This window comes from Grylomicrobium aquisgranense (assembly GCF_033971865.1).
GTDB classification, from domain to species: Bacteria; Bacillota_I; Bacilli_A; order Erysipelotrichales; family Erysipelotrichaceae; genus Bulleidia; species Bulleidia massiliensis.
The window spans coordinates 1-18,430 of record NZ_JALBUR010000035.1 but is presented as its reverse complement, the minus strand read 5'-3'; the positions used below and the strand labels follow the sequence as shown (position 1 = coordinate 18,430).

Annotated in this window: 18 protein-coding genes and 1 pseudogene; 14 read left to right on the top strand and 5 right to left on the bottom strand. The window is 47.6% G+C overall.

Annotated elements, in window-relative coordinates:
- Positions 1 to 102: 102 nt before the first annotated feature.
- The 5 genes from MOZ60_RS09955 to MOZ60_RS09935 form a co-directional block, all read right to left on the bottom strand.
- Entirely contained in the window at positions 103 to 318 is a 216-nt protein-coding gene (locus MOZ60_RS09955; RefSeq protein WP_277655039.1) for a type II toxin-antitoxin system antitoxin, read from the bottom strand.
- Positions 318 to 1,304: an SPFH domain-containing protein gene (locus MOZ60_RS09950; protein WP_277009301.1), complete on the bottom strand. Its 987-nt coding sequence runs from the start codon at positions 1,302 to 1,304 to the stop codon at positions 318 to 320. Before MOZ60_RS09950 ends, MOZ60_RS09955 begins: the two co-directional genes overlap by 1 nt.
- A 66-nt stretch (positions 1,305 to 1,370) precedes the next feature.
- Positions 1,371 to 2,651, bottom strand: a complete 1,281-nt coding sequence (locus MOZ60_RS09945; RefSeq protein WP_370596548.1) for a M15 family metallopeptidase — start codon at positions 2,649 to 2,651, stop codon at positions 1,371 to 1,373.
- The gene (locus tag MOZ60_RS09940; protein ID WP_370596547.1) at positions 2,648 to 3,304 is read right to left on the bottom strand and encodes an RluA family pseudouridine synthase; all 657 of its coding nucleotides are present in this window, start codon (positions 3,302 to 3,304) and stop codon (positions 2,648 to 2,650) included. Before MOZ60_RS09940 ends, MOZ60_RS09945 begins: the two co-directional genes overlap by 4 nt.
- On the bottom strand, positions 3,301 to 4,182 hold the full coding sequence (locus MOZ60_RS09935) for a class I SAM-dependent methyltransferase (protein ID WP_370596546.1): 882 nt from the start codon (positions 4,180 to 4,182) through the stop codon (positions 3,301 to 3,303). The genes MOZ60_RS09940 and MOZ60_RS09935 overlap by 4 nt, the downstream gene beginning before the upstream one ends.
- 109 nt (positions 4,183 to 4,291) lie before the next feature.
- Between MOZ60_RS09935 and MOZ60_RS09930 the strand changes: the two genes are divergently transcribed.
- The 14 genes and pseudogenes from MOZ60_RS09930 (at position 4,292) to MOZ60_RS09865 (ending at position 17,956) form a co-directional block, all read left to right on the top strand.
- Complete coding sequence (locus MOZ60_RS09930; protein ID WP_370596545.1) at positions 4,292 to 6,469, top strand: ATP-dependent helicase; 2,178 nt, start codon at positions 4,292 to 4,294, stop codon at positions 6,467 to 6,469.
- 4 nt (positions 6,470 to 6,473) lie between these two features.
- Entirely contained in the window at positions 6,474 to 8,465 is a 1,992-nt protein-coding gene (gene ligA / locus MOZ60_RS09925) for an NAD-dependent DNA ligase LigA (protein ID WP_370596544.1), read from the top strand.
- Positions 8,466 to 8,522: 57 nt separating this feature from the next.
- Positions 8,523 to 8,819, top strand: coding sequence for an Asp-tRNA(Asn)/Glu-tRNA(Gln) amidotransferase subunit GatC (gene gatC / locus MOZ60_RS09920; RefSeq protein ID WP_108775002.1), 297 nt, complete (start codon positions 8,523 to 8,525; stop codon positions 8,817 to 8,819).
- Positions 8,819 to 10,234, top strand: a complete 1,416-nt coding sequence (locus MOZ60_RS09915; protein ID WP_370596543.1) for an amidase family protein — start codon at positions 8,819 to 8,821, stop codon at positions 10,232 to 10,234. The genes gatC and MOZ60_RS09915 overlap by 1 nt, the downstream gene beginning before the upstream one ends.
- Positions 10,234 to 11,661 carry an Asp-tRNA(Asn)/Glu-tRNA(Gln) amidotransferase subunit GatB gene (gatB, locus tag MOZ60_RS09910; protein WP_108775000.1) on the top strand — a complete coding sequence of 476 codons (1,428 nt, stop codon included), beginning with the start codon at positions 10,234 to 10,236 and terminating at the stop codon, positions 11,659 to 11,661. The genes MOZ60_RS09915 and gatB overlap by 1 nt, the downstream gene beginning before the upstream one ends.
- A gap of 50 nt (positions 11,662 to 11,711) precedes the next feature.
- Positions 11,712 to 12,404, top strand: a complete 693-nt coding sequence (locus MOZ60_RS09905) for a hypothetical protein (RefSeq protein ID WP_370596542.1) — start codon at positions 11,712 to 11,714, stop codon at positions 12,402 to 12,404.
- Between the two features lie 34 nt (positions 12,405 to 12,438).
- Positions 12,439 to 13,767, top strand: a complete 1,329-nt coding sequence (gene rlmD / locus MOZ60_RS09900) for a 23S rRNA (uracil(1939)-C(5))-methyltransferase RlmD (protein ID WP_370596541.1) — start codon at positions 12,439 to 12,441, stop codon at positions 13,765 to 13,767.
- A gap of 297 nt (positions 13,768 to 14,064) precedes the next feature.
- Entirely contained in the window at positions 14,065 to 14,421 is a 357-nt protein-coding gene (locus tag MOZ60_RS09895; RefSeq protein WP_370596540.1) for a hypothetical protein, read from the top strand.
- A 193-nt stretch (positions 14,422 to 14,614) separates the two neighbouring features.
- Entirely contained in the window at positions 14,615 to 15,139 is a 525-nt protein-coding gene (locus tag MOZ60_RS09890) for a GNAT family N-acetyltransferase (RefSeq protein ID WP_090162423.1), read from the top strand.
- Between the two features lie 122 nt (positions 15,140 to 15,261).
- Complete coding sequence (locus MOZ60_RS09885; protein WP_060930438.1) at positions 15,262 to 15,585, top strand: hypothetical protein; 324 nt, start codon at positions 15,262 to 15,264, stop codon at positions 15,583 to 15,585.
- Between the two features lie 379 nt (positions 15,586 to 15,964).
- Positions 15,965 to 16,455: pseudogene (locus tag MOZ60_RS09880) on the top strand (recombinase family protein); the annotation flags it as partial.
- The gene (locus MOZ60_RS09875; protein WP_371832656.1) at positions 16,429 to 17,160 is read left to right on the top strand and encodes a recombinase zinc beta ribbon domain-containing protein; all 732 of its coding nucleotides are present in this window, start codon (positions 16,429 to 16,431) and stop codon (positions 17,158 to 17,160) included. The pseudogene MOZ60_RS09880 and the gene MOZ60_RS09875, both read left to right, overlap by 27 nt.
- A 191-nt stretch (positions 17,161 to 17,351) precedes the next feature.
- Entirely contained in the window at positions 17,352 to 17,612 is a 261-nt protein-coding gene (locus tag MOZ60_RS09870) for a hypothetical protein (RefSeq protein ID WP_370596537.1), read from the top strand.
- Between the two features lie 29 nt (positions 17,613 to 17,641).
- On the top strand, positions 17,642 to 17,956 hold the full coding sequence (locus tag MOZ60_RS09865; RefSeq protein ID WP_370596536.1) for a DUF3784 domain-containing protein: 315 nt from the start codon (positions 17,642 to 17,644) through the stop codon (positions 17,954 to 17,956).
- The last annotated feature ends 474 nt before the right edge of the window (positions 17,957 to 18,430 follow it).

Genomic DNA, 18,430 nt, shown 5'->3' with positions numbered 1-18,430 from the left:
AACTTTAATTGTCTTTTTACCATCTTACTGTAACAATGAAACCGGAAAGGAAAGCCGTATGCGTTAGAAGCGCACGTACGGTTTGATGAGGGGCGGCAGAAGTTAACTCTGTCGCCTACTCTTTTCTGGAATCTGGATATCTAATGGTTCATCAAGGTGCTCACTGACATATTTCCCGTTCTTGCGGCGCTGGCGCACACATTCTGTAAGCAGGTATTCGATCTGACCATTTACAGAACGGAAGTCATCTTCTGCCCATGCGGCAATGGCATCATACAGCTGCTCGGAAAGCCGCAGCGGTATCTGCTTCTTCTGCATCAATACAGACTGCCTGTATTCACAATCGGCTGGGCATCATGATTGCCGCAGAGTACAACGAGCAGGTTGGAAACCATGGCGGCTTTCCGTTCATCATCCAGTTCAACGAGCTTGTTGTCATTCAGTTTCTGCAGGGCCAGCTCCACCATGCCAACAGCACCATCCACAATCATCTTGCGGGCATCAATAATGGCAGAAGCCTGCTGTCTCTGCAGCATCACTGAGGCAATCTCCGGCGCATAGGCAAGATACGTAATACGTGCTTCCAGCACTTCCAGGCCGGCAGTATTGACTTTCTTCTGAATTTCATTGCGGATACGCTCTGCCACAACTTCAGCAGAACCTCGAAGGCTTCCTTCATCCGGAATACCATCTCCGGTAGTATCCACGTTCTCGGCAACATCATACGGATAAATACGCACAATATCACGCAGCGCTGCATCACACTGCAGAGAAAGATATTCCTTGTAGTTATCGACATTGAAGACAGCCTTGGCTGTATCTTTTACCTGCCAGATCACGGCAATGGAAATTTCCACCGGCGTGCCAAGACAGTCATTGATTTTCTGCCGGCCATTGCTCAGCGTCATCCGTTTCAAAGAAATCTTGCGGCTGCTTCCCGCTTCTGCCTTTCCCTGTGCGGTTGCTGCTTTTTCACTGACATCACCGCTCTGGGCAAGATGGGTGCGGGCAGCCGGATTGACAGACTGGCAGAATGGATTGACAAAATAGAAGCCTGGCTCCCGGATCGTGCCGATGTAGTCACCGAACAGGGTAAGCACAAGTGCTTCCTGCGGCTTGAGTACACACAGTCCTGGAATCAGGATCAAACAGAGGACCCAGCCGATCACAGCAATGATGCCAAACACAATGTTGTTCTGCTGGATGCCAAGTACAAACAGGATGGTAAACAGAGTCAGGCCGGCAATCATCGCAAGCATAACAGGCATGCCGTTCTTTCTTGTCGTGTAAATCTTCTCTTCCATAAGATTTCTCCTTTTGATATCAAAAAGATATCATCATGAAATATTCCTGTCAATAAAAAAGATCTCCTATTGCGGAGATCCGGAAGATGCACTTGGCGCGGCTGCAGCAGCAGCCTGAGCAGTACTGACGGGGCTGGCACTGGCTGATGCATGATTTGAAGCGAGGCCGTCTGGTTTCAGTGTTTCATCATTCCATGGGGCCAGATACAGGGCATAGTATTCATCATAGGTTAAGCCAGATGCCGCAACTGCCTGGGCGATGTCTTTGCCAACATAACGGTAATGATCCGGTTCTGCGGCAAAACCGGTGATGCTTTCTTTGCCGGAAGGGTAGCGCTCAATAAAGCCATAGGATGCCGCATTCTCTTTGCACCATTGGTAAGCTTCGGTATCCGTGAATTCCTCGTCGCTTTCATAGGTAGAGGCAATATTGACGGCAAGACCGCTTTGATGTTCGGAAGCACCTTCCTTTGCCGCATTGGCTTCGGCATAGCTTTCCCCATTGTATAAAGCGATGGTCTCCCAGGCACTCTTCTGATCCTCATAGGACCGATAGCCCAGTACACCATAGAAGTAGGCACCATCACTGGCCGCAGCCGCACACATTTCCTGAAAGGCACTGGCTGCTTCAGAACGCATCTGTACATCCGCTATAGCATAGCTTTCATCCACAGTGACAAGATCAGAAGGCACATAGTCCGCCGCAAGCAGATTCTTCTTGTTGACAAGGACCGTAATCTCATCCGGACTGGCAATTTCGGCGGTCTTGGCATAGTTGGCGACATAGGAATTGCTCAGCGTGAAACTGGATGTGCTGTTTTGATCACGGTTTGCGGCACAGTCATCAATATAGGGCTGCTCATTGTACTGGTAATCAAATACAAGAAGCGGTGTGATCTCCCAGGCAGAAAGGTTCTGGAACAGATTCTGCAGCTGATCGGTTTCATAACCCTTGTCTTCCAATCTGCTGTACAGAAGGAAATCTTCCTCATCGGGCATATTATCCTCAGACATCACCAGGTACAAAGCCACATATTTCTGGTTGAAGCTGTTATTCAGGATCGCCTTTGCCAGGCATGGAGAATAATACTTGTTCTGCAGGATATAGCTGGTCAGACCCGAAGAGCGGATGTGGGAAATTTCTGTCTGGTTGTAGCCAAGTTCTTTCAGCCTTTTTTCCTGCAGATAATTCGGCATAAACACAATGGCCGAAATACCAATGACAATGGCAAGACAGCCAATCAGCACCGATTTGCGGATATGTCTTCTTTTTTTCTTTTTTGGTCTGGGATCTGGTTTTAACGCATCCCAGTTGATCCGGTATCTTCTTCTTTTCTTTTTCATCATGCAATGTCAAATCCGTGCCAGTTTCCATTTCCGGGCACATCCCTGACGGTGATACTCTCTTTTGTAACGGGATGAGGGAAAGAAAGCTGCACGGCCCACAGGGCAATCTGACCGCGGCCAGGATGCGGATTGTAGCGCTGATCATACAGCAGAGGCATGCCTCTGCTTGCAAACTGCACCCTGATCTGATGCGGCCGTCCGGTTAAAAGATGAATCAATACAAGTGTCCTGCCATTTTTCTTCTGCAGGACCTCATATTCCAGAGCACAGTATCTGCCATGTGCCTTGTCAGTCACAGAAACCATGTTTGTACGGCTGTTTTTCTGCAGATAATCTTCCAGCTTTCCACCGTCCTGCTTTGGGGTGCCATCCAGAACAGCCAGATACTGTTTGTCCAGCTGATGGGTCCGTACGGCTTCTGACAATCTGGAAGCTGCTTTGGAAGTTTTCGCAAAAACCATACAGCCGCCCACCGGCCGGTCCAGTCTGTGAACCAAACCAAGCCATACATTGCCCGGTTTATGATACTTCTCTTTGATATATGCTTTGCACAGAGACACCATATCCATGTCTTTGCTTTCATCCGCATTGACAGGTACATTGACAGGCTTTTCTACGCACAGGACATGATTGTCTTCGTACAGGACTTTCATTTTCTCTCCCATCTGGCATAGATACCGCAGGGCAGTACAAGATCCGGCCTATGCTGCAGGGGAATGCCGATCTCACCGGTATCAATGGTGCCATCAGGATGCTTTGGCAGCACCATGGTCTGAAACATGTCTTTCAGCACCAGAGAGGAAAAACCGGTTGTATAGGAATTGATCAGGAAGAACAGAGCATGGTCATCCAGAATGTCCAGGCATGCTTTGAGCAAAGCAGTGACTTCCTTGTCAAACTTCCACATTTCACCATTGGGACCGCGGCCATAGCTGGGCGGATCCATCAGAATGCCATGGTATGTTCTGCCTCGTCTTTTTTCCCGTTCGACAAACTTCAGGCAGTCATCGACGATGAAACGGATCTTATGATCCTGCAGGCGGCAGAGATCACGGTTTTCCATTGCCCACTGCACCATGCCTTTCGCTGCGTCCACATGTACAACCTCATCAGCACCTGCTTTGGCACAGGCCATGGTGGCACAGCCTGTATAAGCAAACAGGTTCAATACCCGGATATTTTCTTCTTTGTGAGCCTGAATGAGAGAGCTCATCCAGTCCCAGTTGACAGCCTGTTCCGGAAAGATGCCGGTGTGCTTGAAGCCAGTTGGTGAGACTTTGAAGGTCAGGCCATGATAGCCGATCGTCCATTCCTGGGGAAGGTGTTTCCGGTATTCCCAGTTTCCGCCGCCTCTTTGGGAACGGTGATAGATGGCATCTGCCTGATTCCAGGAAGGATCCTGGGCATCCTTTGGCCAGATGGCCTGGGGATCAGGCCGGCGTAACGTGATGCCTTTCCATGTCTCTAATTTTTCCCCGTCCCCGGCATCCAGGCACTGAAAATCTTTCCATTGATCCGCTAAATACAGCATGTTATCCTCTTCCTTTTGCGTGAATTATAGCATGAGCCAGGCATGCTTGTGTGATTGCGGTCTGCCAATGGTATAATTGACCAGCAACAATCACGGGAGCTATTGATCAATGAATACAGAGAGTCTGAATGAAAACCAGAAAAAGGCAGTGCTTTCCAATGCGAAACATCTGCGGATTATCGCCGGGGCAGGGTCTGGCAAGACCCGGGTGCTGACCATGCATATTGTCCATCTGATTGAGGATGAGGACGTATTTCCCCAGCATATTCTGGCCATTACCTTTACCAACAAGGCGGCCAATGAGATGAAAGACAGAGTCGCAAAGATGCTTGGCGAAGGACATGCCAATCCTTTTATTTCTACCATCCATGCCCTCTGTGTGCGGATCCTGCGTGAGGATATTGCTGTCATCGGCTGGCCGCGCAATTTCACGATTGTCGATGCGGAAGACCAGAAGTCCATCGTCAAGGATGCTTACAAAAAATATGGACTGGATGGCACAAAGTATGCCACCGGTGCCATGCTTGCCTATATTTCTGCCAATAAGACCGAAGAAATTTCTGTGGACAGGGCAAAGGAGATGGCTGGCAGCGATCCGGATGAGAAGAACAAGGCACTTGTGTATGAGTACTATGTGGAAGAACAGAAAAAGATGTATGCCCTGGACTTTGATGATCTGATTGTCGAAACGGTCCGGCTGTTCCGGCGCTATCCGGATGTTGCGGCCAAGTGGCAGCGTCGTTTCCGCTATATCCTGGTCGATGAGTTTCAGGACATTGACCGCATGCAGTACACGCTGATCCGTCAGCTGGCCGGGGATGACAACAGTCTGCTTGTCGTTGGCGATCCAGACCAGACTATCTATACGTGGCGTGGAGCAGATGTGAATATCATCATGAATTTTGAAAAGGATTTTCCTGATGCGGAAACGATCATTCTCAATGAGAACTACCGTTCTACAGATATGATTCTGAATGGTGCCAATGATGTCATCCGGCACAACCGCCACCGGGTTGAGAAACAATTGTTTACCCAGCATCACAGCGATCAGAAGATCACCCATTACAGTGCGCCCAGCGATGAATACCAGGCCATGTGGATTGCATCAAAGGTCAAGGAACTGCATGACAAAGGAAAACCATACCATGATATGGCAGTGCTGTACCGTTCCAACTATCTGTCCCGCTCATTGGAAAAAGGCTTTCTGGATGAGCGGATTCCGTACATCATCTATGGCGGCATCCGATTTTATGACCGCCAGGAAGTCAAGGATGCACTGAGTTATCTGCGTCTTTGTGCCGGTGCGGATGATCTTGCTTTTACGCGTGTGATCAATAAGCCGAAAAGAGGCATTGGCAATAAGACACTGGATACCATCCGGGCACGGGCTGAACAAGATGGCACATCAATGTATGAAGCTGTCAGAAACCATCCGGATCTGTTCAAGGGCAGGACAAAGAATGCGATTGATTCGTTTGTGGCAATGGTGGAAAGCTGGAAAAAGTGGGCTGTCAGTCCGGAGTATCAGCTGACCAAGCTGCTGGAACGGATTCTGGATCAGTCCGGCTATCGGACAGCTTTAGAGGAAAGCAAGGAAACTGACCGTCTGGAGAACCTCAAGGAACTGATTGATGATGCCCGTGAGTTTACGGTGAACTATCCGGAGAGCTCGCTGGATGAATATCTGCAGATGGTATCGCTGTATGGTGATCATGAGCAGACAAACCAGTCTGACTTTGTGCAGCTGATGACAGTCCATGCGGCAAAGGGACTGGAGTTTGACACGGTGTTTGTCAGTGATCTTAACGAAGGCATTTTCCCTAATGAAAGAGCCATGACAGACAGTGTGCGCGGTATTGAAGAAGAACGCCGGCTTGCCTATGTTGCCTTTACCAGAGCAAAAAACAAGCTGTATCTCACCGATGCCGGCGGTTTCTCGTTTATGCTGCAGATGGTGCGGACACCATCCCGCTTTATTCGTGAGATTGATTCGCAATGGATTGAGCATCTTGGTGCCTCACATGCCCATACGGTGCTTTCCAATGACCGCAGACATCTGCAGATGCAGGAAAGCGATCATGATGAGACATTTGAAGAACAGATGCAGCGGGCAAATGTTCCGCACTGGAAAAAGGGAGAGCGCGTTCTGCATCCTAAGTTTGGTGAGGGCTTTGTCGTGAAAACAGAAGGCGGTCTTGTGCAGGTTGCCTTTGCGTATCCCTGGGGTGTTAAAAAAATTGCGGCTGGTTTCCCGGGATTGAAGAAAGTGAGCAGTCTGAAGAGCTAATATCATGGAAGAGAATAAAATTGCACAGATGCAGGAAATGATCACCCGCCTGAATGATGCGGCCAATGCGTATTACAACGGCCAGGGCGAGGTGATGAGCGACTATGAATGGGACGCTCTGTTTGATAAACTGCGTGCTTTGGAGAATGAAACAGGCACTGTGCTGCCGGATTCGCCAACCCACAGAGTATCTGCTGACAGCACCCCTGGTGAAAAGGAAGCACATGAATTCCCGGCTTTGTCTCTTGCCAAGACCAAAAAGATTGAAGATCTGGTGAAATGGGCCGATGGCAGACCGATCTGGCTGTCATGGAAACTTGATGGTCTGACATTGGTGGTGACGTATGACAATGGCAGACTGACAAAGGTGGTTACCCGCGGTGATGGCCACATCGGCACCAACATCACGCATCTTGCCGGTGCCATTCAGGGTATTGCCCTGCGCATCAAAGAGAAGGGGCACCTGGTGATCCGCGGTGAGTGTGTGATCTCCTATGCCGACTTCAATCAGTTCATCATGGAGTCCGGTGAAGATTATGCCAATCCCCGCAACCTGGCATCCGGCTCATTGACACTGAAGGATGTGGATGAAGTGCGCCGGCGCCATCTGCACTGGATTCCCTTTACACTTGTTTATACAGAACATGAGATTGTCTCCTGGGGAGACAGGATGGATTTCCTGAAAGAAAACGGATTCGTGTGTGTTGATCACGAATATATTGAACATCCGGATCTGGCTGCGATGCAGGCTGTCATCGGCCGCTGGACAAAGAAGGTCACGGATCAGGAAAATCCATATCCGGTGGATGGCCTTGTGATCGGCTATGATGATACGGCTTATGCCGCAACCGGTTCTGTGACAGGACATCATGCGACCAGGGCAGGCTACGCGTTCAAATGGGCAGATGAATCTGCAGAAACAAAGCTGGATCATGTAGAGTGGTCCTGTGCTGCCAGTACGATTACACCTGTGGCAGTATTTGAGCCTGTAGACCTGGAAGGTACCGTTGTGCGCCGGGCATCGTTATGCAATATTTCCGAATGTGAGCGGCTTGGCATCGGCAGTAAAGGCACCGTGCTGGAAGTGATCAAAGCCAACAAGATCATTCCAAAAGTCATTCATGTCCGTAAGATTGAAGGAAAGCTGGATCTGCCGCAGGTGTGCCCGGTCTGCGGTGCACCGACGGAAATCCATGTGTCTGAGATCAGCGGCACCAAGACGCTGCGCTGCACCAATCCGGACTGCGATGCCAAGAAGCTGCGCAAGTATGCCCGCTTTGTGTCCAAAGCCGGCATGGATATCGATGGCATCTCTGAGGCGACACTGAACCGCTTCATCAATGAGGGCTGGATTCACTGCAATGGTGATATTTACCGTCTTGGCGTACATCATGATGAGATTGCCCAGCTGGATGGTTTCGGCGAAAAGAGTGCGGACAATATCCGTGCTGCGATCGAAAAGGCAAAGACGGTGACAGACAGCCGGCTGATTTATGCCTTGAGCATTCCGCTGACCGGACCGGATGTTGCCAACCGCCTGCTGCAGTATCAGCCTTTCCAGCAATTGATCAAGACGGCTGAAACAAGCAATGATCCGGCTGTGTTTTCACAGGTGGATGGCATCGGGCCGGAGAAATCCGCAGCCTTTGTCAACTGGTTCCATCAGGAAAGAAATGTGCAGGATCTGCAGGATCTGTTATCCATGGTTACCGTGGAAGATACATCTCATACAGCCAGCGGGTCACTTTGCCAGGGCCTGACATTTGTGGTAACTGGTGATGTGCATCACTATAAAAACCGCAATGAGCTCAAGGCTTATATTGCCTCACAGGGCGGCAAAGTGACAGGATCCGTTTCCAAATCGACAAGCTATCTGATCAACAATGATGTCAACAGTACGTCAAGTAAAAATCAGAAGGCAAAGCAGCTGGGAATTCCGATTCTTTCAGAAGACGACTTTATTGCCCGCTTTGGAACACCTGGAATATCTGGATAAATTGATTTGATGCGGAAATAAGGCTAAAATTGGACGCGTATTACAGAGGATTTAACAATGGAAGAGAAAAAAGACAGAACATATTTCAAGAAACTGGCAAACCAGCTGATGTTTGATCTGTCCGATGAGGAAGCCGATGCCATCGTGCAGGAGTTTTCAACATTGGAGAAGCAGATGAAGCTGCTGGATGCAGTAAATACGGATGGGGTAGAGGAAATGATCTATCCGTTTGAGGATGATACGCATTTTCTGCGTGATGATGTTGTATCCAATGTCATCAGTCAGGATGATGCGATGGCAAATGTGGACAAGAAGCTGGAAGGACATTTTGTCCTGCCGAAGGTGGTGAAATAATGATCCGTGAAATGGCAAAGGATAAAGCCGGGGCAGAAAAGCGCTGCAACGAAGCCTATGAGAAGGCGCAGAAACTGCAGCCGGTACTGAATGATGTGATTACATTTGTGGATCCTGCTGATCAGCTTGCCCATCTGCCTGAAGATGGCCTGATGCGCGGTGTGCCGATTGCCCTGAAGGATAATGTGAATACAAAGGGAATCCGTACAACTGCAGGATCCCGGATTCTGAGCAATTATGTCCCGATCTACAATGCCACGATCGTAGATAAGCTCAATGCGGCAGGTGCAGTGACCATCGCCAAGGCAAGCATGGATGAGCTGGCAATGGGCGGTACAAACCTGACATGCTTTACCGGTCCTGCCCACAATCCATGGGATCCCAGAAGAATGACGGGTGGATCTTCCGGCGGCTCAGCTGCCCTTGTGGCAAGCAATGTTGTGCCGATGGCAATTGGTTCAGATACTGGCGACTCTATCCGCAAACCAGCTGCCTACAATGGCATCGTGGGTGTCAAGCCTACCTATGGCCGCATCAGCCGCTATGGTATCATTCCGTATGCAAGCTCTCTTGATCATGTCGGCTACTTTACAAGATCCATCGAGGATGCCTGCATTTCTCTGCAGGTTCTGGCAGGCAGGGATGAGCGTGATATGACAAGTTCTGACCGTCCGGTACCGGATTACAGCAAGCTGCTGAACAGTGACCTGCATGGCCGCAAAATTGCCATTATGGGAAATGTGGTAGAAAGCATTGCCAACAAGCATACCGTCGGGGTTTTCAATGACCTGATGGACAAGATGAAGGCAAAGGGAGCCCAGGTGGATGTATACCACTTTGATGATGCCCTGATGAAGGCAATTCTGCCAACCTACTTCATCATTGCCAACTGTGAGGCAACTTCCAACCACTCCAATCTTGACGGCATCCGTTTCGGCGTGCGTGAAGATGGTGCGGATATGAAGGAGATCATGACGAATTCCAGAACGAAGGGATTCGGACCGCTGATCCGCAGACGGTTTGTCATTGGTTCCTATGGTCTGTTTGAAGAAAATCAGGAACGATTGTTCCGCAAGGCACAGAAGGTCAGAAGACTGATTGTCAATGCGCTGCATGACTGTCTGAAGGAATATGACTGTGTGATTGCGCCGGCAAGCGGTGATATTGCGCCGCTGATTGATGAAAGCAAGGATCAGGATCAGCTGTCAGATACATATATGGTGGCCGAGAACTATATGGCCATTGCCAATTTTTCCGGCTATCCGAGCATGACTGTGCCGATGGGCTTTGAGGATGGCTGCCCGCTGGGTGTCAACCTGACATGCCGGGCATGGGATGAAGAGACGATGTTTGATCTTGGCAAGGCAATCGAAGAGATTACAGGCTATTATGATCTGCATGCGGAGGTGAAATGATGGAGTACAACGTAACCATAGGCATTGAGATCCACTGCCAGCTCAAGACAGATACCAAGATGTTCTCCGGTGCACCGACATCTTTTGGCCGTAAGGCGAATACCTGCGTCAATGAAATTGATCTGGGTATGCCGGGTACGCTGCCGGAAGTAAACAAGGAAGCTGTGAAGAAGGCAATCATGGCCTGCACAGCCTTCCATATGACCATTGATCCACTCGTTAAATTCGACCGTAAGAACTATTACTACAGTGATCTGGCCAAGGGTTTCCAGATTACCCAGCAGTTTCACCCGATCGGCAGAAACGGCTATGTTGTGATCAATACACCGCAGGGTGAGAAGAAGATCCGGATTGAGAGGATTCACATGGAGGAGGATACTGCCAAGCAGTATCATCTGTCCAAGGTCTCACTGCTCGACTTCAACCGTGCAGATACACCATTGATTGAGATTGTTTCCAAGCCGGATATGACCAATGGCCAGGAGGCAGAGGCATACGTGGAAGCATTGCGGCAGACACTGTATTACATTGGTGTTTCTGACTGCAAGATGGAGGAAGGCTCCATGCGCTGCGATGTCAACGTCTCCATTGCGCCAAAAGGTGCTGACCATCTGGGAACCAAGAATGAAATCAAGAACATTAACTCGATTTCCAATATCGGCAAGGCAGTGGATTATGAAGTAGAACGCCAGAAGAAGCTGCTGGAAGCTGGTGATGTTGTGCATCAGGAAACAAGACGTTTTGATGACAAGACCGGCACAACGATTCTGATGCGCCGCAAGGAAGGCAATGTGGACTACAAGTTCTTCCCGGAACCGAACATTTTCCCGATCCGTCTGGATCCAAAGTGGATTGCGGATATTCAGGCCCATATGCCGGAACTGCCGGAGGCCAGACGTGCCAGATATCAGAAAGAGTATGGTCTGAGCGACCATGATATTGATATTCTCATTGCCAACAAGGAAATGTCTGAGTTCTTTGAAGAGACAATGAAGTATGCCAGGAACGCCAAGGCGGTGTGCAACTGGCTACTGTCTGATATCAGTGCATGGCTGAACAAGCATGAAAAGACCATTGACAACTGTGATCTTAAGCCGCAGAATCTTGCAAAGCTGGTATCCTTAATAGATGCAGGGGAGGTTTCCAATGCCCAGGCAAAGAAGCTTGTCGATGATCTGATGGCAGGCAAGGATCCTCAGAAGAGTGCTGAGGAGAAGGGCCTTCGTCAGGTATCTGATACCGGTGCCATTGAGAAGATGGTTACAGAAGTGCTGGATGCCAATCCGCAGGCCATTGAGGATTTCAAGAACGGCAAGGATCGTGCTGTTGGCTTCCTGGTCGGCCAGGTGATGAAAAAATCACGCGGTCAGGCAAACCCTGGCATGGTAAACAAGATGGTCAGGGATGCACTGAAGAGCCGAATCTGATAAGATACTGGTTGTAAAAACAGATACAGCAATTCACAACGAGAAGGAATATGAAGCAAACGAACAACAAAGCAAATCGTAATATCAAGAAAAGCCACAGAAGCAGACGTACCGTCGCTGTCTTCTGGATCTGTCTGATCCTGGTGCTGGCACCAATTGTGGTGCTGGGCTGGGTCCTGTTCTCATCTGCTATGGATACAGGTTCACCAGTCTTTGGCAATCGGTATGAAGGGGATCTGGATCCTTCGATTACCAAGAGTGATCTCAAGACAGTAGATGAAAAGGTAGCGGGATTGGATGGCGTACAGGCTGAGTTCAGCAATCTGGCTTCGGCAACACTGCGTGTCTATGCCCAGATCTCACAGGATGCGACGGCAGATGACGCTACTGCAAAAGCCCAGGAAATCTATTCCACGATCAGTGAAGTGCTGGATCCGTCCGTCTACTTTACCCAGGCAGATGGCAAGAAGATGTATGATCTTGAAATTCATGTCTATAACATGGATTCCAGTCAGGACCGCACATCTGATGCCTTTGTCTACGTCATTGATACCAAGACATCTTCCATGACCGCTCCGGAATGCCAGACGGTTTCTGAGGCAAGATATCCTGAACTGGCTGAACAGTTAAGACAGGATGTTGAAAACAGAAAGGCAGCAGCGGCAGCGGCTTCTGCTTCACCGCAGCCTACGGCAGCTGCTTCTGCAGATGCCGGTACAACGGACAGTACGGAGGGACAGTAAGAAAGAGGCACAGCCTCTTTTTTCTTCATAACATATGAAAAAGAATGATACTTTTACTGCAGCGTGCAGCGGCTATAACGGTGACGGCGCAGGGGTTGTGCGCAATGACGGCTTTGTCTTCTTTGTGCCTGGTTTACTGGAAAACGAGGAAGCTGAAATCGGCATCACCGCACTGAAGAAGAACTATGGTTTTGGCCGCATTGTCAGACTGATCAAGCCATCCATTCACCGGGTAACCCCCATCTGTGATGTGTACCGCCTTTGCGGCGGCTGTCAGCTGATGCACATGGATCATGAAGAACAGTGCCGTTTCAAGGAAGAAAAACTGAAGATGTGCTTCCGGCAGAACGCGGATATGGAGATTGAACCAAGTCCTATCATGACAGCTGAGCCTTACTTCAATTACCGCAACAAAGTACAGATCCCGGTGCAGGTGAATCAGGGCAAGATCGAGATGGGCTTTTATCAGTCTCATACCAACAAAATCATTCCGTTTACAACATGTTACGCTGAAAGCAAACTGTCTAACCAGATCGTCAATACCCTGCAAACACTGTTTGCAAAGTATCACTGTGCCAGTGCCATGCGGCATGTACTGATCAAGCATGCCCATGTGACGGGAGAAGTCATGGTGGTATTCATTGTCAGAGAATATCCCTTTGATGGCAAAGATCAATTATGTCAGTATCTTCTGCAGCAGTATCCGCAGATCAAGAGCTTGTCTGTCATCGTAAACAAGCGCACTGATAATGTCATTCTGGATGGAAAGGAAATCCTGATCGCAGGCAGACCGTGGATTGAAGAAGAGCTGCTTGGCAGCAAGTTCCGGATCTCAGCCCGTTCCTTTTATCAGATCAACCCCTACACAACACCGCTTCTGTACCAGACTGCCATCGACTTTGCCGGTTTGACAAAGAACGATGTGCTGGTCGATATGTACTGCGGTACAGGTACGATGGGCATCATTGCTTCAAAATACTGCAAAAAGGTATTCGGCATTGAGATTGTCCCGGATGCCGTGAAAGATGCCAGAAAGAATGCTGAGATCAACCACGTGGAGAACATTGAGTTTCTCAACGCCGATGCCGGTCAGGGTGCCCAGCGGATTATCCGCTCTAAACTGAAAGTGGATGCCATGATTGTGGACCCGCCCCGTAAGGGATGCGCAAAGGATACATTGGATGCCATGGTGAAGATCGCTCCAAAGAAGCTGGTCTATGTATCCTGCGATCCGGCAACACTGGCAAGGGATGTGGCGTATCTGACCAAGTGCGGCTATGTGGCACAGAAGATTCAGCCCGCCGATATGTTCCCCAATACACTTCATGTGGAGACCGTGGCTCTGCTAACAAGAACAAATTGAAAGAGGGCCGAAAAAGCCCGTGTTTAAGCCGTTTCTGCGGCATCCGTCTTTCTGAGAAGAGAGGCGGGTGCCGCGTTTTCTTTTAGAAAAAATGTAAAAGTTGGTCGGGCGTGGCTGTGGGAGGGCTATTTGGATGAATTTTTGTCAGGCGAGACTGTAGCTTTGCTATTTTCAGGGGTTGTGACTGTGGAAAGGCTATTTGACCAGGAAAATAGAAAAAAGGCGATGCAGATGATGATTCTGCATCGCCTCCCATCGTGTTAATCCTCTTTGAAGTACGAGGCTATCAGCAATGAAGTGATGAATCTGCTCGGAGAAAATCCGGCTACTGAATTAGAGGATATCAACCAAGAGATCGCTGACCTGCAGAAGGATATTCTTGCCGGAGTGAAAGCTCATTGGGATGTCACAGAGCTTGCTGAAAGAGTGCAGCAGTTAAGAAGCAGAAAGACAGAGATTGAAGCTGGGCAGGCAGTGGAAGAGCGGGATAAGGAACGCATCAAGGCTCTCCGCGAATCCATCGAGAAGTCCAAGGATAAGGTGCTAGCTTATGATAAAAAACTGGTACGAAACTTTATCAAGGAGATCAAGATCTTTCCCGATAAGCTTACCATCACGGTGATAAGTGGTGCACATGAAGACATCACAATTTAATATTGTCAGTATTTTGCCGTCTCGGACTATCGGGACGGCTTTTTGTTTTTCACGAATTCCAAGCATGATATACTAAGTAACGAAATTGTGCTAATGAGAAATGAATATAATTGCTACTGATTTCAAAGCCACTTGGAAGAAGACAAGATACGTATACCAAGATATAAATCAGAAGTTGGAGGGATAGATTTCTATGATTATCAGATATGCAGAAGAGAAAAATTTTATAGAATTGCGACAGTTTTATGACGGTATGTGTAAAGTTTTGAGCGGAAAAGATTTTCTGCCGGAGGGAGATAAAGGTGGTTTCCCTCCAGATGAAATGATCAAAGATGCAATCAAAGAGAGAAATCAGTTTATCGGTATTGAAGATGGTCGAATTGTTGCAGCGTATATTATGAATCATGATCGTGATGAGGCGTATCACGCAGTTAAATGGCTTATTGATGCAAATGATAACGAGACAGTAGTTCTTCATGCCTTGCGTGTCCTTCCGGAATATGGAGGTCATGGATACTCGAAGCAGTTAGTTCAACACGCAATTGACACAGCAAGGGAAAGAAACCTTAAATCAATTCGTCTTGATTGCATAGAGGGAAATGATATTCCACAGAAAATGTATATGTCGTTTGGATTTAAGTATGTGGATAAGGTTGAAATCACATATGTTGATATTGGAGTACCGAGGAAGTTCCTCTTATATGAGTTTGTACTCTAATCAAGACATAATAACAGTTATATCTTGAACATTGTGCAAACAAATTCCCGTTTGTCGGGATGACGCAAAATCGGGATTTATCAGAAAATGAGGAATAGTTGAAATGGAGGCGCTATAATAACATGAAGATTGAAGGGAACCAGAAAGAACTGGATGCAATGGTAGAATTTCATAAGGGAAACCGTGCCGAGGGACTGAGACTGCAAGAAGAATTTGCAGCGGAATTTCGTAAGGAGTATAAAGACAAAGATCACTGTCCTTGCCTGAAAGCCTGTCGTTATCACGGAAACTGTAAGGAATGTGTAGCAATCCACAGAGCGCATCAGGAACATGTTCCTAATTGTATGCGACCATTGATTAATAAAAAATTGAAATTGATGTCAGAATTAACAGAGCATACCTTGGCAAATGAAATAGAAGCTCCACATGAGATTTTAAGAAAATAGGAAAGTCAAATTCCAGTTCAATGTGTTTTGCAATGTCGCTGATATCATTGAAGGTAATGGAGCATCATATTTCTGACAAATTCCCGAACCGCATGCCCCCGCTTTGACCAATTTCCAGACAGCAAGAACCGACGTGATTATGTTCCTCACTATCTCGGGGCATGTTGAGACAGTGGCTCTGCTAACAAGAACAAATTAAAAGAGGGCTGAAAAAGCCCGTGCTTAAGCCATTTCTGCGGCATCCGTCTTTCTGAGAAGAGAGGCGGGTGCCGCGTTTTCTTATAGAAAAAATGTAAAAGTTGGTCGGGCGTGGCTGTGGGAGGGCTATTTGGATGAATTTTTGTCAGGCGAGACTGTAGCTTTGCTATTATCGGGGGTTGTGACTGTGGAAAGGTTATTTGAGCAGGAAGGCATCAACACGCTCGATGCGAATGGTGAGGTTCTTTTGACCATCCTTTCATCGCTGGCACAGCAGGAAAGTGAATCCTTATCACAGAATGTTAAACTGGGCTATCAGTACAGATTCCAAAAGGGAAAAGTAAATGTAAACTACAATCGCTTCCTTGGATACACCAAGGGAGAGGATGGAAAGCTGGAAATTGTACCAGAAGAGGCAGAGATCGTAAAACGCATCTATCGGGAGTATCTTGAAGGAGGAAGCACGATCGGCATTGCAAAGGGCCTTGGCCGGGATGGTATCAGGAATGGTGCAGGAAATACAAAATGGCAGGGACGAATATCCAACAGATCCTCTCAAATGAAAAGTATATAGGTGATGCGCTTCTCCAGAAAACCGTCACAATTGATACGCTCCAAAAGAAAAGAGTAAAGAACGTTGACCATATGCCACAGTACTATGTGCGAGACGACCATCCTGCAATAATACCGAGAGAGCTGTTCTATGAGGTTCAGGCGGAAATGACACGGCGTGCTGAACTTCGACGAGAGGGAAGACTCAATCAGAAATATTGCAGCCATATCGCCATGAGCGGCAAGGTGATCTGCGGCGAATGTGGTGCGCCATTTCAGCGAACGCACTGGATCCTGAAAGGGGAGAAAGTGATTGTTTGGAGATGCAGATCACGCCTGCAGAAGGGAAAAAAAAGCGGCTGTCATTCCAGAACGATAAGAGAAGCCGATCTTCAGAAAGCTGTCGTCAAAGCGGTACAGGATCTGATCCTTGATGAGGACAGAATATACAACGACATATGCTCGGATGTGCAGGAGCTGACCACTGGAGTTTCGGAGATAGAACTTGACGATATCAATACAAAATTGGCCGAGCTTCAGCAGCAGGTCCTTTCTTGGGTCAAGACTGGAAAAGATACATCCGAGCTTGCTGAGGAGATCCAGCAGCTCAGAGACAGAAAAAATAAGATTGAGACCGAAAAGTCGGAACGGAAGCGTGACGAAGATCGGGTTGCTGCTTTGCGAGAATCCGTCGAAAAGGCAAAAGATAAAGTGCTCACCTATGATGAGCAGCTGGTAAGGAACTTTATCGAGGAGATCAGAGTCTTTCCAGACAAGCTCACCATCACGGTGAAGGGCGGAGCAAAGGAGGACATCATAATTTAAGGATGAAAATATTTCATGCCGTCTCGGGATTCCGGGGCGGATTTTCTGTTGGCAAGATAATGCTACCATATTAAACTAACATTGGGTCTAAATGAGCCTATAGAAAATATCAGAAGGTTATATTTGATAAACTTCCACACAAAGAGGTGGGACGGTAGTGAAAATCAGAATTTGAAAGGCGGTTGATGCATATGAACAAGATTACCAAGATTACATTTAAACAACAAGTTTTCATTGGAATTATTCTTATAATTGCTGGGAATGTGCTTGCTTTAATTTTACACAAAGGCTTGTTTGCAAATATCGCATGGATTTTATACGGACTCATTCTCATACTGAACCCTGTTTACCCTGAAAAATACAGTAATGATGAAAAAAGAGCAAAATTGGGTTCAAGGATTGCCGGAATAATTTGTATTTTAGCAGGAATACTTACGAGATATATTCCGTAGATCCCAGTTTATACTAGGAGACAATCGATATGATAGACAAAATAATTGGAGTCATAATGACTGGAGGCGTGGGAGTCATTTTTGCTGTTATGGGCTGGTTGCTCTGGAAAAAAGAAAAGCTCTCCTTAATGCATAATTACCATGTTGATAAAGTTTCCGCAGAAAACAGGCCGGCTTTTTGTAAACTGTCCGGAATTGGTCTTATCGTGATAGGCGTTGGTTTATTGATAACCGCTGTGATACTTGGCATCACAGACTCTGCATACAGTTTTCTTTTCTTCGCTGCTTGTTATGTGGCGGGTTTGGCCATGTTGATTACTGCCGGGACGAAGTACAATCGTTAACTCCCAGTTTGTTGCCTTGATTCCTTTAGATATGTTTCCTCATTTGATGCCTGAGTTTTAGATATATTTCCGCAAACAGTGGCAAATTTTCGATATGTTTCCACAAACAGTCGGTCAGCGTGATTATGTTTTCCACTGTCTCGGCGCACGTGGAGACCGTGGCTCTGCTAACAAGAACAAATTGAAAGAGGGCCGAAAAATCCCGTGTTTAAGCCATTTCTGCAGCATCCGTCTTTCTGAGAAGAGAGGCTGGTGCCGCTTTTTCTTTTAGAAAAAATGTGAAAGTTGGTCGGGCGTGGCTGTGGGAAGGCTTTTCTGTTTTTCACGAATTCCAAACATGATATACTACCTGACTTTAGAAGTTAACGTTAAAAAATGGTGCTAAACCTCCGATATCAGAATCGGAAGTTCAGCACTTTTTCTATTTTTCTGGAGTTCAATATATAGTGATCCAGAGGCAGCTTTGTCATCTCT

Coding starts and splice junctions, on each gene's coding strand:
- MOZ60_RS09955 (WP_277655039.1), bottom strand. CDS start 318: ATGCAGAAGAAGCAGATACCGCTGCGGCTTTCCGAGCAGCTGTATGAT.
- MOZ60_RS09950 (WP_277009301.1), bottom strand. CDS start 1,304: ATGGAAGAGAAGATTTACACGACAAGAAAGAACGGCATGCCTGTTATG.
- MOZ60_RS09945 (WP_370596548.1), bottom strand. CDS start 2,651: ATGATGAAAAAGAAAAGAAGAAGATACCGGATCAACTGGGATGCGTTA.
- MOZ60_RS09940 (WP_370596547.1), bottom strand. CDS start 3,304: ATGAAAGTCCTGTACGAAGACAATCATGTCCTGTGCGTAGAAAAGCCT.
- MOZ60_RS09935 (WP_370596546.1), bottom strand. CDS start 4,182: ATGCTGTATTTAGCGGATCAATGGAAAGATTTTCAGTGCCTGGATGCC.
- MOZ60_RS09930 (WP_370596545.1), top strand. CDS start 4,292: ATGAATACAGAGAGTCTGAATGAAAACCAGAAAAAGGCAGTGCTTTCC.
- ligA (WP_370596544.1), top strand. CDS start 6,474: ATGGAAGAGAATAAAATTGCACAGATGCAGGAAATGATCACCCGCCTG.
- gatC (WP_108775002.1), top strand. CDS start 8,523: ATGGAAGAGAAAAAAGACAGAACATATTTCAAGAAACTGGCAAACCAG.
- MOZ60_RS09915 (WP_370596543.1), top strand. CDS start 8,819: ATGATCCGTGAAATGGCAAAGGATAAAGCCGGGGCAGAAAAGCGCTGC.
- gatB (WP_108775000.1), top strand. CDS start 10,234: ATGGAGTACAACGTAACCATAGGCATTGAGATCCACTGCCAGCTCAAG.
- MOZ60_RS09905 (WP_370596542.1), top strand. CDS start 11,712: ATGAAGCAAACGAACAACAAAGCAAATCGTAATATCAAGAAAAGCCAC.
- rlmD (WP_370596541.1), top strand. CDS start 12,439: ATGAAAAAGAATGATACTTTTACTGCAGCGTGCAGCGGCTATAACGGT.
- MOZ60_RS09890 (WP_090162423.1), top strand. CDS start 14,615: ATGATTATCAGATATGCAGAAGAGAAAAATTTTATAGAATTGCGACAG.
- MOZ60_RS09885 (WP_060930438.1), top strand. CDS start 15,262: ATGAAGATTGAAGGGAACCAGAAAGAACTGGATGCAATGGTAGAATTT.
- MOZ60_RS09875 (WP_371832656.1), top strand. CDS start 16,429: ATGCCACAGTACTATGTGCGAGACGACCATCCTGCAATAATACCGAGA.
- MOZ60_RS09870 (WP_370596537.1), top strand. CDS start 17,352: ATGAACAAGATTACCAAGATTACATTTAAACAACAAGTTTTCATTGGA.
- MOZ60_RS09865 (WP_370596536.1), top strand. CDS start 17,642: ATGATAGACAAAATAATTGGAGTCATAATGACTGGAGGCGTGGGAGTC.